This window comes from Mesorhizobium sp. KR2-14, from assembly GCF_040049255.1.
Classification (GTDB): Bacteria; Pseudomonadota; Alphaproteobacteria; order Rhizobiales; family Rhizobiaceae; genus Pseudaminobacter.
On record NZ_JBDZDR010000007.1, the window covers coordinates 183,540 to 198,983 of the forward strand.

Consider the following 15,444-nt stretch of genomic DNA (forward strand, 5'->3'; position numbering starts at 1 on the left):
TTCACGCCGGCTGCGGCGCCCGGCGGCGCAGGGTCTCGCTGGGTTCGATCAGCAGCGACAGGGCCGCGGCGGCGATCGCCGTCATGCCGGCGATCTGGAAGGCCAGCGCATAGTCGCCCTGCATCTCGCGCAAGGCACCGCCGAAATAGGCGGCGGTGGCCGCGCCGATCTGGTGGCCGGCCACGATCCAGCCGAACACCAGCGGGCCCGAGCGGTCGCCGAAGGCTTCATTGGAGAGCCTGAGCGTGGGCGGAACGGTGGCGATCCAGTCGAGCCCGTAGAGGATGGCGAAGATGGTCAGGCTGGTGCCTGAAAAGCCGGAAAGGGGCAGGTAGACCAGCGCCAGGCCGCGAACGCCGTAATAGATGCCGAGCAGCTTGCGCGGGTCGAAGCGGTCGGTGAGCCAGCCCGACAGCGTGGTGCCGACGAGGTCGAATATGCCCATCAGGGCAAGCAGGCTCGCCGCGCGCACTTCCGGAATGCCCATGTCGCCGCAGAAGGCGATGAGATGGGTGCCGACCAGCCCGTTGGTGGTGAAGCCGCAGATGAAGAAGGTGGCGAAGAGATACCAGAACACGCGCGTGCCCGCCGCCTGCCTGAGCGTGCTCAGGGTCGCGGTCAGGAAGTTGCCGCTGGCGGCGAGCGATGGCTGCTCTTTCTCGCCCGGCTCGGCGCCATAGCGCGTGATGCCGATGGAGGCCGGGCGCTCGGGCACCAGCAGATAGACCAGCGGGATGAGCGCGGCGGTGGCGACCGAAACCGCGATCACCACCGGCTGCCAGCCGCCGGACTGGGCAAGGGCGGCGAGAAACGGCAGGAACACCAGCATGCCGGTGGCGCTGGAGGCCGACATGAGCCCCATCATCAGGCCGCGATTGGTCTTGAACCAACGGTTGACGATGGTTGCGCCGAGCACGGAAGCCACGGCGCCCGAGCCGATGCCGGAAAACACGCCCCAGCTTGCGATCAGGTGCCAGGGCTCGCTCATCAGCAGGCTGGCCCCGGTGGAGGCCGACATCAGCGCCAGCGAGGCCAGCAGCGTGCGGCGCAGGCCCACGCGCTCCATCAGCGCGGCGGCGAAGGGGCCGGCAAGTCCGTAGAGGAAAATGCCGATGGCTGCGGAAAACGAGATCACGTCGCGCCGCCAGCCGAAGGCTTCTTCCAGGGGAAGCATCAGCACGCCCGGCGCCGAGCGCAAGCCGGCCGCGATCAGCAGCGAAAGGAAGATCACCGCCACGACCACGAAGGCGTAACGCTGGCCAAAGGGGCGCTTTTGAACTAAGCTCATGTTACTGACCGGTACGTTGCGGGTTGTCATTTGTACGTACCGGTCAGTAACAAAGTCAAGAGAGCCAGTGCATGTCGACCAAGACGAGCATCACGAAGCTGCCAGATGCTGCCAGATCGGACGATGCAGCGCAGCACCAGCCGCGCGCGGCAGAGCGCATATTGGGCGCGGCGCGCAACCTGTTCTATCGCCAGGGCATCCGCGCCATCGGCGTCGACGAGATCGTGCGCCAGGCGGGCGTGACCAAGCCCAGCCTCTATCGCAGTTTCTCGTCCAAGGACGAACTCGCAGCGTCCTATCTGCGCCGCTACGAGGCGGAGTTCTGGGAGCGCTTCGACAAGGCGGTGGCCGACCATCCGGGCGATCCGCGCGGCCAGATACTCGCGTTCCTGGAAGGGGTGGGCCAGCGCGCGGTGCAGCCGGACTACCGCGGCTGCGGCATGACCAACGCCGCGATCGAATATCCGGAGCATGGCCACCCGGCGCGGCTGGTCAGCGAAGCCAACAAGCGCGAGTTGCGGCGGCGATTGCGCGCCATGGCGGCGGAAATGGGCGCGGAAGATGCCGACACGCTCGGCGACGGGCTGCTGCTCTTGATCGAGGGCGCCTATGTCTCGGGCCAACTCTTCGGACCCGGAGGGCCTGCGGCGAGCGTAGCCGACAATGCCGACCGTCTGATTGCAGCGAGCCTGAAGCAGCGCTGACGGCCGCCGGGAAGACTATTCGGAACTTACGAGCCGTTTCGGTTCCCGCTCGGGCAGAAGTTCCTCGGTTGCCTGGACTACGGCGCCAGCAGGGCTTTCGGGCTGGTCGAGTTCGCGCAGCCATTCGCGCCAGACCGCGACCAGAAGCGCCATCAGCACCGGGCCGATGAACAGGCCCAGGAAGCCCATGGTCTTCACGCCGCCCACCAGGCCGAAGAAGGTGGGGAGGAAGGGCAGCTTGATCGGCCCGCCGACCAGTCTGGGCCGCAGCGTCTTGTCGACGATGAACAGCTCGATCGAGCCCCAGGCAAACAGCCCGACGCCGGCGATGGGCGTGCCGCGCGCGACCAGATAGGCCGACACCAGCGTGAACGACAGCGGCGCGCCGCCGGGGATGAGGGCCATGACGCCGGTGAGCACGCCGAGCGTGACCGGCGAGGGTACGCCGGCGATCCAGTAGGCGGTGCCGAGCACCACGCCTTCGCCGATGGCGATCAGCGTCATGCCGGTGACGGTGGAGCTGATGGTTGCCGGCACCACGCGGGAAATGCGTTCCCAGCGGGTCGGCAGGATGCGCTCGCCGAACTTGTCTATCTGCCTGGCGAAGCTTTCGCCGTCGCGATAGACGAAGAACAGCGCAATCAGCATGAACAGCAGCGTCAAAAGCAGGTTGAAGGCGCCGCCGCCGGCCGCCAGCACGCCGCGATAGATGCTGCCGATATTGGCGCCGCTGACGATCTGGATAAGCTCGCCGATGGCACCGGGGTGGCCGATGTGGCGCACCCATTGCTGGTCCAGCCATTCGCCCACGCCCGGCAATGCGGTCATCCATTCGGGCGTCGGCGCGCCGTTGCGGTTGGTTTCGACCGCCCAGCTGAACCATTCCCGCACTTCGTTGACGGTGTAGGTTCCGGCCAGAACGATCGGCACCACGAGGAAGGTGATGATGAAGACGAGCGCCAGCGTGGCCGCGACGGTGCGACTTCCGCCAACGGCGTCGCGCAGCCGCTGGTAGAGCGGCCAGCTCGCAAAGGCGATGACGAGCGCCGCGAGCACCGGTACCAGGAAGCCGTTGAAGAAATAGACGCCCGCCGCGATGATCAGCACCAACAGCCATCGGGCCGCCGTGAGTGGCGGGATGAGCGGGATGCGGGCGGGCGTGGAAAGCCCGAGCAGGCGAGGTTCCCGCTTCGAGGGCCCGAGTTCCTGTTCGCTCAAATGCCTTTTCTCCTCAGCTTGACGCGGCGTCTTCTTCACTACTCTCTTGCGCGGGCCGCACCAAGGGATTTCGCGCAACGGGGAGCATCTGCCGCACGCCGGAAGCTCGGGGCCCGGCGAAGTCGACTGCCGGAAGGATAGCAGCGGAAGGGTACCGCTTTGTGACCAGCCAGGAGTTTTCGCCGGACAATGCGATCCGCCGCCATTGCCGGGCGAGAGATTGCGGAAGCCTCAGCGTCATGGCGTGTCGAGGGACATTCCGACGTTTTCCAGGTCGTAGGGCGTGGTCTGATAGACCTGGTTGATCCAGTTGCCGAACAGAAGATGGGCGTGCGAACGCCACCGGTTCAGCGGCCGGCGGGCCGGATCGTCGTCGGGGTAATAGCCGTGCGGCACCTCGATTGGCGTACCGGCGGCCACGTCGCGGTCATACTCTTCCTTGAGCGAGGTGGAGTCGTATTCGATGTGGTTGAACATGTAGAGCCGGTTGCCGGTCGCCTCGGCCAGCAGGCAGGGGCCGGTCACGTCCGATTCCATCAGCAGGTCCAGCCCCGCGCCCGTGGGAATGTCGGCGCTGCGCACCTCCGTCCAGCGTGAGACGGGAATGGCGAAATCGTCCGAAAAGCCGGCCAGATAGGGCGAGGCGGGCGCATTGTTGCTATGCCGGAAGACGCCGAAGGCCTTCTTGTCGAGCGTGTATTTCGGAATGCGGTGGAAGTGCCAGGCAGCCGCCATCGCGCCCCAGCAGATGAAGAAGGAGGAATGGACGTGAGTGGTGGTCCAGTCGAAGATGCACTTGAGCTCGTCCCAATAGGTGACTTCCTCGAAGTCCAGCAACTCTATGGGCGCGCCGGTGACGATGAAGCCGTCGAACTTGCGGTGCCTGACCTCTTCCCAGGTCTGGTAGAAGGAGATGAGATGCTCCTCGGCCGTGTTCTTGGCCTTGTGGTTGCCGATGCGCACCAGCGTCAGCTCCACCTGGAGGGGGGAGGCGCCGATCAGTCTGGCGATCTGCGTTTCCGTGCGGATCTTGTTCGGCATGAGGTTCAGGAGCCCGATCTGCAGCGGACGGATGTCCTGCCGCAGCGCCGTCCGTTCGTCCATCACGGACACGCCTTCGCGCACGAGCACCTCGCGGGCGGGGAGCTGATCGGGGATCTTGATCGGCATCGCACAAACTCCAAACAAAAAAGACCGGTGGCGAAATCGCGACCGGTCCGAACGAATTTGTCGTAATCGGTCCCTTTAGCGACTTGTTTAACGTGGCTGCAAGCCGACCGGCCAAATCACCACGGAACGTTGCAGCTTTTTTACGTCCGTGCCCGGGCGGCGTCAATCACTTAGGGGTGTCGCATTGCAATTGCACCCGATGGACCCCCACCCCTAACCCCTCCCCACAAGGGGGAGGGGGACGATTTTCGGGACCGTTGCCACCCGAAACGGCGAAAGTTGGCGCCGGGCAGCCACGCCGCAAGAAACCCCTCCCCCTTGTGGGGAGGGGCAGGGGTGGGGGTATAAGCCGACCGGTGTCCTCGAGCCCAGGACCAAAAGCTTTTTCTCGACAATCCGCGCCCTGGCGGGTATTTCCCTCGCGTCCCTTTTGACCGTGGAAAGCCGGATTTTTCAGCCATGACGCAAGCGAATGACGTGAGCCGCCCGCAGCCGAAGCCCGGCATCATGGACATCGCTGCCTATGTGCCCGGCAAGAGCAGCGCGCCTGCGGGCGTCACCAAGGTGCACAAGCTGTCGTCGAACGAAAATCCGCTCGGCGCTTCGCCCGCCGCCATCGAGGCCGTGCGCGAGGTTGCAGGCCGGCTCGAATTCTACCCCGACGGCTCGGCCACCAGGCTGCGCGAGGCTATCGGCGAGGCCTATGGCCTGAACCCGGCCAATATCATCTGCTCCAACGGGTCGGACGAAGTCATCGGCCTGCTGACGCAGACCTACATGCAGCCGGGCGACGAGGGCATCTTCACCGAGCACGGCTTCCTGGTCTACCGCATCTACATCCAGGCAGCGGGCGGGGTGCCGGTCGTGGCCAAGGAGAAGAACGAGACCGCAGATGTCGACGCCATCCTCGCGGCGGTGACGGACAAGACCAGGATCGTGTTCCTGGCCAACCCGAACAACCCGACCGGCACCTACCTTCCCTTCGAGGAGGTGCGCCGCCTGCACGCCGGCCTTCCCGGGAACGTGCTGCTGGTGCTGGACGCGGCCTATGCCGAATATGTGCGCCGCAACGACTACGAAGCCGGCATCGAGCTGGTCTCGAACTCGCAGAACGTGGTCATGACCCGCACCTTCTCCAAGATCCACGGGCTTGGCGGCGTGCGCCTGGGCTGGGCTTACGCGCCCGCCCATGTCGTCGATGCGCTGAACCGGGTGCGCGGGCCCTTCAATGTCAATGCCGCGGCCATCGAGGCGGGCGTGGCGGCGATGCGCGACCGCGCCCATGTCGAGCACACCGTGGCGCACAACGAGCAGTGGCTGGCATGGCTGACGGAAGAGCTGACCAGGCTCGGCCTTCGCGTTACGCCCAGCGTCGGCAATTTCATCCTCATTCACTTCCCCGATGACGGGAAGCACTCGGCGGCGGCGGCCGACGACTATCTAGGCGAGCGCGGTTATATTCTGCGGCGCGTTGCAGGCTACGGTTTTCCCAACGCGCTGCGGATGACAGTCGGAACCGAAGAAGCCAATCGCGGCGTCGTCGCCGCTCTCACCGAGTTTTTGAAAAGCTAGAAAATGTCCGCTCCATTGTTTGAGAAGATCGCCCTCGTCGGCATCGGCCTCATCGGGTCGTCGCTGGCGCGGGTCATTCGCCGCGAGGGCCTCGCCGGCCATGTCGCCATCGCCACCCGCAGCCCCGACACGCTGAAACGTGCCGAGGAACTGGATCTCGGGAATTCCTACACCACCAGCGCCGCCGAGGCGGTGAAGGACGCCGACCTCGTCATCGTCTCGGTGCCGGTCGGTTCGTCCGGCGCTGTCGCCGAGGAAATCGCGCCGGCGCTGAAGCCCGGCGCCATCGTCACCGATGTCGGCTCGACCAAGGGCTCGGTGATCGCGCAGATGCAGCCGCACATGCCCGCGCATGTGCATTTCATTCCCGGCCATCCGCTGGCGGGCACGGAAAAGTCCGGTCCCGACGCCGGCTTTGCCGAACTGTTCGAAAACCGCTGGTGCATCTTCACGCCGCTGCCGGGCACCGACCCGGAGGCGCTGGAGAAGCTGTCGGAATTCTGGCGCCGCTGCGGTTCCAACATCGACACCATGGACCCCGAGCATCACGACATGGTGCTGGCGATCGTCTCGCACCTGCCGCACATCATCGCCTACAACATCGTCGGCACCGCCGATGACCTGCAGACGGTGACGAAGTCCGAGGTGATCAAGTATTCGGCCTCCGGCTTCCGCGACTTCACGCGCCTGGCCGCATCCGACCCCACCATGTGGCGCGACGTGTGCCTGCACAACAAGGACGCGATCCTGGAAATGCTGGCGCGGTTCTCGGAGGATCTTGCCTCGCTGCAACGCGCCATCCGCTGGGGCGACGGCGAGAAGCTGTTCGACCTGTTCACGCGCACCCGCACCATCCGCCGCTCGATCATCGACGCCGGCCAGGACATCGACGCGCCCGACTTCGGCCGCCAGGTCGTGGCGCATCCGGAGAAGCTGGCGAAGGGCTGAGCCCTGCTGGTTTGGGGCTGCGTTGACAGTTGCCTCGCTCGCGTCCTCTCCCGAAGGGAGGCAATCGCATATGGTGTGATTACCCCCACTCCGCCTCGCGTCGCTCGGCACCTCTCCCCCTCAAAAGGGGAGAGGAAGGGCGCCAGGCTCGCGGCCGGCTCTTCCCTCTCCCCCGTCGAGCGGGGGGTCCGAAGGACGGGCGAGACCCGCGGCTCGCCCCGGAATGGTGGTTTGCGAAGCAAACCGGAGTGGGGGGTCGAATTCAGTTGCTCATCGCTCTACTGCAGCGGCGGCACTTGGCCGAGCTTGATGAAGCCCAGCGATGCCTTGCCCTTGACGATCTTCAGCGGCAATGACGGCTCCCTGCCGAGCAGGGAAAGGCCCATGAAGCCCTGGTGGATTTCCCGGCTCTTTTCCGGCAGCACGCCGCCAAGCACGGTGGCCAGGCCCTGTGGGTCGCGAACCTTCACCTTGAAATCGGCGTCCAGCAGGCCGTCCTGATCGACCGAGAACGGCCCGCTCAGTGAGAGGCCGGTGGTCTGGGCCGTGGAGAGGTCGAGTGTGTGGATGGTGCCGGACTGGCCGCGCAGGCTTTGCGTCCGGCTGCCGATAAGCTGGACCCCGTTGTTGATGGTGAGGTCGGTTTCACCCGACAGCGGCGGCACGGTGCGGCCGTCCACGACGGACGGGTCGAGCGAGAGGCTGGAGAATGTGCCGGCCAGGTCCACGTCCGCACCGTTGGGGCGCATGTGGCCCTCGAAGGTCTCCACGGTTGCCAGGTGCGCGCCGTCAGTGGTGTCTGCGTTCAGCTGACTGCCTTCCAGCGAGACGCGCTGCGGCAGCGGCTGGGCCAGCCGCACGCTGGCGCGAAGATTGCCCCAGGCGAGCGCGAGCGAGAGTGCCTGTGGCACGTCGATGCGGGCGGGGCCGTCAAGCTCGGCGATGAGATGGGCGGGATCGTAGATCTGGCCCACCGAGCGGAAGCTGCCGGCGGTGATACTGATGCCGCGCGCCGGGTCCGTGAAGGCGACGCGGTCGCAGAACAGGCCGAGCCTGAACGGGAAGCCGCGCGCCACCGGGTTGGCGCAGTCGGCGGTCACGCCGTCATGGTTCAGCGCCGCGATGCGGGACTTTGCCTGCGCCTCCAGCTTGTCGGCAAGGTAGAACCAGCCAAGGCTGTAGCCGCCGAACAGCACCACGATGAAAAGCGCCAGCCACATGAAGCGGCGGCTGTAGTTTGGCTTGCGGCTGTCGTCTGACGGCATCTTGGCGAAGATCCTCTTCTTCCGGGCGCTCCTTTCGGGAGCATCCTTTTTCCGAAACGGGCCGACCCGGCAAAATCCTGTCTTTCCTTTCGGCGGCGATATTTTATGCATGGCTTCGAGGCAGCAGTGCGCTGCATTCGGAGTTGGCTTCTCGATATGGGCGATTTTTGGGTTTTTGGCTATGGCTCGCTGATCTGGCGTCCCGGCTTTGCGCATGTCGAGACCCAGCGCGCGCATCTGCATGGCTTTCGCCGTTCATTATGCGTGCAATCCTACGTCCATCGCGGCACGAAGGAACGTCCCGGCCTGGTGCTGGGGCTCGACCGAGGCGGCTCCTGTGTCGGCCTTGCCTTCCGCGTTCCGGGCGAGCTGCGCGAGGAGGTGGTGAGCTATCTGCGCGAGCGCGAACTGGTCACCAATGTCTATGTCGAGCGCACCCATGTCGTGCGCCTCGCCGCTGGCGAGAGGGTGGAGGCGCTCTGCTACATCGTCGACCGCGCGCATGAGCAATATGCCGGCAACCTCCATGAGGCAGAGGCGGCGCGCATCGTTGCCGGCGCGGTCGGGCAGTCGGGTCCGAACGAGGAATATGTGCTCAACACGCTTCGGCATCTGGAAGCGCTCGGCATTCGCGACCACTGGCTGGAAGCCGTGGCGCGGCGGCTCTAGCCAACCGGCCCTCGCCAGGCGCGCGGGCCAGGGGCTGAGGAAAACGGGCCCTAGACCTTCGCGCCCAGTTCCTTCAGCCGCTCCACGGCCGTCGGCGGCAGCGGCGGCGGGTTTTTCGACCTCGCCGCCTCGATGAGAAGCTGGTCGCAGGCGGCTTCGGTTTCGGCGATAAGCCGCTGCATGAACTCCTCCTTGCCCAGCCCTGGCGGGATCGGCGGCAGGAAGCGCGCGTGGATGGTGCCCGGATGGCGCAGGAACTTGCGGCGCGGCCAGTAGAGCCCGGCCACATGCGCCACCGGCACCACCGGCAGGTTGAGCTGCGAATAAAGTTCCACGATGCCCCACTTGTAGGCCGGCTCGGCGCCGGGCGCGCGGCGGGTGCCTTCGGGATAGATGATGAGCTGGCGGCTGTTGCGGTCAAGCTCCGCCTTGGTGGCGGCCACGGCGGCCTTCAGCGCCTTGGAGCGGCTGCCGCGATTGACCGGGATCATGCGCATCTTGGCGATATACCAGCCGAAGAAGGGTATCCAGGTCAGCTCGCGCTTGAGGATGTAGAGCGCATCGGGAATGTAGGGCAGGAATGCGATCGTGTCCCAGAAGGACTGGTGCTTGGGCGCGAGGATGTAGGAGCCATGCGGCAGGTTTTCCTGCCCCGTGACCTCGCTTTTCGTGCCGGCGATCTTCTCCTGCAGCCACAGGCTGGAGCAGGCCCAGAATTTCGGCACGAACCAGGCGCGCTGGCGCGACGCCAGGAAATAGAACGGCGTCCAGAACAGCATCTGGAGGATCAGGTTGGCGTAGAAGACGATGTTGAACGCCAGCGAGCGAATTTGAACCATGGATGAAACCTGAGACGGAAGGTCAGGGCTGGTTACACCAAGAACTGCCAAAGGAAAACCATGGCGCGACGCCGTGACGGCAAGAGATCTCAGTTGGCGGCGGTTTTCGAGGAAGCATCGACCACTGCGACACCGCCCGCCGTCGAGCGCAACGGCACCACGGCCCGTGCCAGCGCGGCGACATATTTGGTGTATTCGGTGAACAGCACCCTCAGCGCGCCGCGATTGGTCATCCAGCCGCCGCCGTCCAGCCGCGTATTGACCACCGGATAGGGTTTCAGGTCGGCATCGGCGATGAGACGGCCCAGTTCCAGCATGCTGCGCGGCATGTGATAGTTGTTGGTGACGAGGATGACGCTGGAATAGGCGTGGTCCTCGATCCACTTGGCGCTTTCCTCGGCATTGCCGATCGTGTCCAGCGCGGCATGGTCGATATCCACGCAGCAGGAAAACAGCGCCTTGTCGGCGCCAGTCGCGATCTGCAGCGACTTGCGCCCGGCCGAGGGGTGCACGCCGCTGATGAGCAGGCGCTTGCCCTTGCCCGACTTGAGCAGTTCCAGCGCGGCGTCGAGGCGCGCCTGGCCGCCGGTCAGAACGATGATGCCATCGGCGCTCGGCGGATTTTTAGGCGTGGTGAGACTGCTGATATGGTGGGCAAACACGCCGAAGCCGGCGGCAAACAGCATGCCTGCGCAGACGAACCCCACGGCCGCCGTGCGCAGAACGTCGCCTGTGCGCTTGGATTGTGCTGTGGCCGCCACCGGATCGTCCCTCATGCCGTCGCTGGCATCCTCTTTTCGAACCACGTCATCATATCATGGAAATTTGCGAATGGACGCCATGCAGGTTTCCGCACATTCGGTTACGGCCGGTCGTGCTGCGTGAGAGGATGATGCGATCAGTCCGCCTCCGGTCTATAGCCCGTCGTGATGGCCGACCTCGATGTCCTTGAGGTAGGTGACCACGGTCACGTGCGAGGTGGCGGCCGTCAGCGCTCCGATGAGCAGTACGACCAGCGCGACCCCGCCATAGCCTGCCGCGCCAATGGCGAAATTGCCGAACAGCGCGGTCGCCTGGTCGGCCTGCGGCGTGGCCAGGTTGCGCGACGACCACCACGAAAACAAGACGAAGACGATCATTGCCGCCAGGCCGCCGGCGGCCGCGCCCTTCATGCCGCTCAGCAGGAAATGCTTGCGGAACTGCGCGGCGATGAAACGCGCCTCCGCGCCGACAAAGTGCAGCACCTCGATGATGTGGCCGTTGCCCGACATGGCGCCGCGGGTGGCGAACACCACGGTGAGCACCGTTGCCGACAGCATCAGCACCAGCACGGCCATGCCGAGCGTGACGGTGGTGTGCGCCATGGCGACCAGCCGGTCGACCCAGGTCCGGTGGTCGTCCAGCGTGGCGCTGGGCACGGCCGGCAGCAAATGCTGGCGCATGGCCACGAAGTCGGGCGGGTTGTCCTCGTCGATTGTAACGATGACCAGCCGCGGCACCGGCAGCTCGTCCATGTCGAGGCCCGATCCCAGCCATGGTTCGAGCAGGCGGGCGGTGGCCTGTCGGTCCACGATCTTGACGCCGCGCACGCCTGTGAACTGGCCGGCGATCTCGGCGGCCTTTTGCAGTGCGGCCTCCATGTCGAGCCCGTCGACCGGCCTGATCTGGATCGTCGCCTCGCGCGCGATCTGGCTTTCCCAGGTCGAAGCGGTGTCGCGCACCAGGGTCACGGCGCCCAGCGTCAGGCACGACAGGAAGGTCATGATGGCGATGACGAACACCAGCGCGCGCCCGGCTATGTTCTGCGGCGGTACGATGGGCGCGGTCTTGCGCCGCGCGTGGCGGGGCGCCTGCGGGGCCTCGTCGGGCGCTTCAGTCATAGACGTCGAGCCTTCCGTCGGCCAGGATCATGCGCCGTGCGTCGACCTGTTCCATCAGGGCGAGATCGTGCGTGGCGATCACCACCGCCGTTCCCAGCCGGTTGAGTTCGATGAACAGGCGCAGCAGCCGCCGCGCAAGCGGCGGGTCAACGTTTCCGGTGGGCTCGTCGGCCAGCAGCAATTCGGGCTGCTCGATCAGGGCGCGCGCGATTGCCGCGCGCTGCTTTTCACCGCCCGACAGCACCGGCGGCAGCACATGCATGCGCTCGCCAAGGCCGACCCATTTCAACAGCTCGGTCACGTCGCCGCGGTAGCTTGCCTCCTCGCGTCCGCGCACGCGCAGCGGCAGCGCGACGTTCTCGTAGGTCGTCATGTGATCGAGCAGGCGGAAGTCCTGGAACACCACGCCGATGCGACGGCGCATCAGCGGCAGCTCCTGCGGCGATATACGCGAGCGGTCCTTGCCGAAGACGGTGATCAGCCCGCGCGTCGGCTTCAGCGACAGGAACAGAAGCCGCAGCAGGGTGGTCTTGCCGGCGCCGGAGGGGCCCGTCAGGAACTGGAACGAGCGTTCGGGAATGTGCAGGGAAATGTCGCGGAGAATTTCCGGGCCCATCCCGTAGCGCAGGCCGACGTTCTCGAAGCGGATCAAATGCAGAGCCCTTGGGTGTTGGGGCCCCCAAAGCGGGCCGACTGTTCGAGACGACCTTCGGGCCGGAGGGTTAACGATCGGTTAAATTTCACGGCAAAAGCGGGCCTGATTCGCTGTCTGGTGGGGAAGCATTAACCAATTCCGTTTACCTCCGGAATCCGGGAACATTCGAAAAGGATATCCTTTCGGCTATGTCAGACGGTCGCACCGCGCGCCCGGTTTCCGGCGAGATCATAGCGTCGCCCGCGGCCGTCGAGGTGCTGCCGCGCCGTCAGACCCGTGCCGATGTGATCGACGCCGATTTCGAGACTGTACCTTCGGCCGCACCCGCTCATGTATTCCCCCAATCCGATGCGGTTGCCGTGGCGCCCGGCCTTTCGCCGGCGGCCGGCATGGAGATTCTGCGCAAGAACAGGACGCTTCCCCGCTTAGGCGCGCGCCCCTTTTCCCGGCGCGGAGGACCTGCCTTCTGGGCCTTCGGGCTGGGGCTCGTGCTCGCGGCATTCTGGAGTTCGGGCGGGCACGCGCTGCTTCGCCAGCTGCCCTTTCCCGAGGTCGCGCAGGCAGCACCCGCCTTCACGATCAGCGGGGTGAAGTCGCGCGTCGACACCGCTGCCGGCAGGCCGATCCTCTATGTCGATGGCGAGGCCACCAATGACGGCAACAGGGCCGCGCTGCTGCCGGCGCTGGAAATCCGCGTGACCGGCGAGGACGGGCGCGCTACCTTGTACAAGCTGGGGACATCGCAGACGCCCCTGGCGCCGGGCGGCAGATTTGCCTTTTCCTCGCGCCTTGCGGTGCCTAAGAACGGCGTGAAGACCGTAGCGGTCGCCTTTGGAGACTAAGAGCATGCCGGCTGTTCGCGGCAAGGATATCGAAGTTCTGTTCAGCGCCTCGGCGATTGCCCGGCGCAATCTCGAGCTGGCCAAGGAAATCGCCTCGCGCGACTACACCGACCTGCTGGTCATATCGGTGCTGAAGGGCTCGTTCATCTTCGCCGCCGACCTGATCCGCGCGATGCACGATGCGGGCCTGTCGCCGGAGGTCGAGTTCATCTTCATCTCCAGCTACGGCACCGGCACCACCAGCGGCGAGGTGCGCGTGCTGCGCGACATCGACAACGAGGTGGCGGGCCGCGACGTGCTGCTCATCGACGACATTCTGGAGTCGGGCAAGACGCTGTCCTACACGCGCGAGCTGATGATGTCGCGCGGCGCCAAGAGCTGCTCCATCGCCGTTCTTCTGGACAAGCGCATGCGCCGCCAGACCGAGCTGAACGCCGATTATGTCGGCTTCGACTGCCCCGACTACTTCGTGGTCGGCTATGGCATGGACGTGGCGCATGCCTTCCGCGAGTTGCCATTCGTCGGCGTGGTCAAGGGCGAGGTCTGAGGGCCATGGGGGTGACGCTCTATGGCTATCGCTACAGCGTCTACCTCCGGATTGCGCGGCTGGCTCTCCTCGAAAAGGGCGTGCCGTGGGACCACGTGGAGATCGATCCGTTCGCTGACACGATCCCTGCGGACTATCTGGCGCTGCAGCCGTTCGGGCGGGTGCCTACGCTGGTGCACGACGATTTCGTGCTCTACGAAACCACGGCGATAACGCGCTACGTCGATGATGCCTTGCCAGGAAGGCCGCTCCAGCCTTCGGACGCACGACGTCGGGCGCGCATGAACCAGATCATCGCCGTCGTTGACGCTTATGGCTATTGGCCAATGGTGAGACAGGTTTTCGTGCAGCGCGTGTTCAACCAGGCCAGAGGGTCGAAGGCCGACGAAGCCGTTCTTGCCGAGGGGTTGCTCGCTTCCCGTCGCGTGCTGGCTACGGTGGAGGACATGGCGACTGGCGGCGAGTTTCTGGCTGGCGACGCGCTCAGCCTTGCCGACCTGCATCTGGGCGCGATGATGGCCTATTTCGCCGCCGCCGAGGAAGGGGCGGCCGAATTGCGGGCATTTCCCAAGCTGGATGCCTGGTGGCAGACTCTGAAAGGCCGCGAAAGCCTTGCGCTTACGGAGCCGGGACTGCCCGCAGCTTGAACGGCGGCTCCTCCGAAGCGCTCATTTTCGTCCGCCAAATCAAAGGGCCGCGCCATTATGCACGGTGCCCGCCTCAAGCCGGCGCTTTCACCCGCTGCCTCGAGTTGAGGGCAAAGAGGCCCGCGCCGACGATCAGCGCCGCGCCTGCCAGGGTCGGCCCCTGCGGCACTTCGCCGAAGAACAGGAAGCCCCACAGCGGCACCCACAGGATGCCGCTGTATTCGAAAGTGGCAACGACGTTGGCCGGGGCCATCCGGTAGGCCTGGGAAAGCAGGATCATGCCGGCCGAAGCCACCACGCCGCATGATGCCATCATTGCGAAGTCGATAGACGTCGGCCACACCCAGGGGCGGGTGAGGAAGCTCACGCTCGGATGCGTCATCTCGCCGAGATCGGCGACCGTGAAGATGACGCCGGCGATGATGGCGCCGAGCAGATAGGCGCCGTTCTGGTAAAAACTCATCACGGTCGAGGATTCGGTAGAGCCCAGCTTGCGCGCCGCCAGTTGCGAAAAGCCGTAGAGGGCGGCCGACATCAGCGATAGGAATGCCGCCCAGTCGAGCACGGAATTGCCGGGCTGCAGCATCACCAGCACGCCGGTCAGGCCTATCGAGGCCGTGACCACGCTTTGCCACGCCACCCGCTCACCGAGATAGGGGCCGGCCAGCAGCATGATGAACAGCGGTCCGGTGAAATAGAGCGCCACGGCATCGGCCATCGGCAGGGCGGCGAGCGCCAGATAGTAGGAGGTATAGGAGGTGAAGAGGGTCAGCGCCCGCAAGGTCAAGAGGCCGAAGCGGCGCGAAGCGAGCGCGGCCAGCCCCACATCGCGGTGCACGATGAAGAGCAGGATGGGCAGCGCGACGATGGAGCGGATCGCCATCACCTCCATGACCGGATAGCGGTCCGACACCGCCTTGATCAGCGGGTCCTGCACGGAAAACACCAGAATGCCGATGCACAGCGAGGCGATGCCAAGGACAGTCCGGTTATGCATGATGTTCAGCGCCCTCGCACAACAGCCGGAAGCGGTCCGGCGGCCGGATAAAAAGAACCCGCAGCCCCAGGGGGACAGCGGGTGAGTGAGGACTGTGCTCATTTCCACGCCTGCAGTGCCGGCGCATTCGCATGAAACTCTCGATCTCTCACGCAATATCGTCCGTTGATTGACATGTTTCAAACGAATTGGGATGATGCCAG

General features: G+C 65.3%; 16 protein-coding genes and 1 riboswitch. Of the genes, 7 read left to right on the forward strand and 9 right to left on the reverse strand.

The window, feature by feature from the left end:
• Position 1: 1 nt before the first annotated feature.
• On the reverse strand, positions 2–1,288 hold the full coding sequence (locus ABLE86_RS18095; RefSeq protein WP_348780361.1) for an MFS transporter: 1,287 nt from the start codon (positions 1,286–1,288) through the stop codon (positions 2–4).
• Positions 1,289–1,359: 71 nt separating this feature from the next.
• On the opposite strand from ABLE86_RS18095, the gene ABLE86_RS18100 reads away from it, so the two are divergent.
• Positions 1,360–1,992 (forward strand): TetR/AcrR family transcriptional regulator, encoded by a 633-nt coding sequence (locus ABLE86_RS18100; RefSeq protein ID WP_348780362.1) that lies wholly within the window; start codon positions 1,360–1,362, stop codon positions 1,990–1,992.
• 15 nt (positions 1,993–2,007) lie between these two features.
• Here ABLE86_RS18100 and ABLE86_RS18105 read toward each other — a convergent pair whose 3' ends face one another.
• Together ABLE86_RS18105 and metA are read right to left on the reverse strand one after the other, a co-directional pair.
• Positions 2,008–3,210, reverse strand: coding sequence for an AI-2E family transporter (locus ABLE86_RS18105; protein WP_348780363.1), 1,203 nt, complete (start codon positions 3,208–3,210; stop codon positions 2,008–2,010).
• 237 nt (positions 3,211–3,447) lie between these two features.
• On the reverse strand, positions 3,448–4,380 hold the full coding sequence (gene metA / locus ABLE86_RS18110) for a homoserine O-succinyltransferase (RefSeq protein ID WP_348780364.1): 933 nt from the start codon (positions 4,378–4,380) through the stop codon (positions 3,448–3,450).
• A 54-nt stretch (positions 4,381–4,434) separates the two neighbouring features.
• Positions 4,435–4,513, reverse strand: a riboswitch (SAM riboswitch).
• A gap of 326 nt (positions 4,514–4,839) precedes the next feature.
• Between metA and hisC the strand changes: the two genes are divergently transcribed.
• Together hisC and ABLE86_RS18120 are read left to right on the forward strand one after the other, a co-directional pair.
• Positions 4,840–5,952 carry a histidinol-phosphate transaminase gene (gene hisC, locus ABLE86_RS18115; protein WP_348780365.1) on the forward strand — a complete coding sequence of 371 codons (1,113 nt, stop codon included), beginning with the start codon at positions 4,840–4,842 and terminating at the stop codon, positions 5,950–5,952.
• A 3-nt stretch (positions 5,953–5,955) separates the two neighbouring features.
• Positions 5,956–6,900, forward strand: a complete 945-nt coding sequence (locus ABLE86_RS18120) for a prephenate/arogenate dehydrogenase family protein (protein ID WP_348780366.1) — start codon at positions 5,956–5,958, stop codon at positions 6,898–6,900.
• A 278-nt stretch (positions 6,901–7,178) separates the two neighbouring features.
• Here ABLE86_RS18120 and ABLE86_RS18125 read toward each other — a convergent pair whose 3' ends face one another.
• Positions 7,179–8,165, reverse strand: a complete 987-nt coding sequence (locus tag ABLE86_RS18125; RefSeq protein ID WP_348780367.1) for a DUF2125 domain-containing protein — start codon at positions 8,163–8,165, stop codon at positions 7,179–7,181.
• 156 nt (positions 8,166–8,321) lie between these two features.
• On the opposite strand from ABLE86_RS18125, the gene ABLE86_RS18130 reads away from it, so the two are divergent.
• Positions 8,322–8,834: a gamma-glutamylcyclotransferase gene (locus tag ABLE86_RS18130; RefSeq protein ID WP_348780368.1), complete on the forward strand. Its 513-nt coding sequence runs from the start codon at positions 8,322–8,324 to the stop codon at positions 8,832–8,834.
• A 50-nt stretch (positions 8,835–8,884) separates the two neighbouring features.
• Here ABLE86_RS18130 and ABLE86_RS18135 read toward each other — a convergent pair whose 3' ends face one another.
• The 4 genes from ABLE86_RS18135 to ftsE form a co-directional block, all read right to left on the reverse strand.
• Positions 8,885–9,673, reverse strand: coding sequence for a 1-acyl-sn-glycerol-3-phosphate acyltransferase (locus ABLE86_RS18135; RefSeq protein ID WP_348780369.1), 789 nt, complete (start codon positions 9,671–9,673; stop codon positions 8,885–8,887).
• 89 nt (positions 9,674–9,762) lie between these two features.
• Complete coding sequence (locus ABLE86_RS18140) at positions 9,763–10,359, reverse strand: YdcF family protein (protein ID WP_348780447.1); 597 nt, start codon at positions 10,357–10,359, stop codon at positions 9,763–9,765.
• Positions 10,360–10,587: 228 nt separating this feature from the next.
• Positions 10,588–11,553, reverse strand: coding sequence for an ABC transporter permease (locus ABLE86_RS18145; RefSeq protein WP_348780370.1), 966 nt, complete (start codon positions 11,551–11,553; stop codon positions 10,588–10,590).
• Complete coding sequence (gene ftsE / locus ABLE86_RS18150) at positions 11,546–12,205, reverse strand: cell division ATP-binding protein FtsE (RefSeq protein WP_348780371.1); 660 nt, start codon at positions 12,203–12,205, stop codon at positions 11,546–11,548. The genes ABLE86_RS18145 and ftsE overlap by 8 nt, the downstream gene beginning before the upstream one ends.
• 191 nt (positions 12,206–12,396) lie before the next feature.
• Between ftsE and ABLE86_RS18155 the strand changes: the two genes are divergently transcribed.
• Genes ABLE86_RS18155 through ABLE86_RS18165 form a run of 3 tightly spaced genes read left to right on the forward strand, consistent with a single transcriptional unit; the run spans position 12,397 to position 14,244 of the window.
• A complete protein-coding gene (locus tag ABLE86_RS18155) occupies positions 12,397–13,050 on the forward strand; it encodes a hypothetical protein (RefSeq protein WP_348780372.1) in 654 nt (217 codons plus the stop codon).
• 4 nt (positions 13,051–13,054) lie between these two features.
• The gene (gene hpt / locus ABLE86_RS18160) at positions 13,055–13,597 is read left to right on the forward strand and encodes a hypoxanthine phosphoribosyltransferase (protein ID WP_348780373.1); all 543 of its coding nucleotides are present in this window, start codon (positions 13,055–13,057) and stop codon (positions 13,595–13,597) included.
• 5 nt (positions 13,598–13,602) lie between these two features.
• Complete coding sequence (locus ABLE86_RS18165; RefSeq protein WP_348780374.1) at positions 13,603–14,244, forward strand: glutathione S-transferase family protein; 642 nt, start codon at positions 13,603–13,605, stop codon at positions 14,242–14,244.
• Between the two features lie 73 nt (positions 14,245–14,317).
• On the opposite strand, the gene ABLE86_RS18170 is transcribed toward ABLE86_RS18165, so the two are convergent.
• Positions 14,318–15,241: a DMT family transporter gene (locus ABLE86_RS18170; RefSeq protein ID WP_348780375.1), complete on the reverse strand. Its 924-nt coding sequence runs from the start codon at positions 15,239–15,241 to the stop codon at positions 14,318–14,320.
• Between the last annotated feature and the right edge of the window lie 203 nt (positions 15,242–15,444).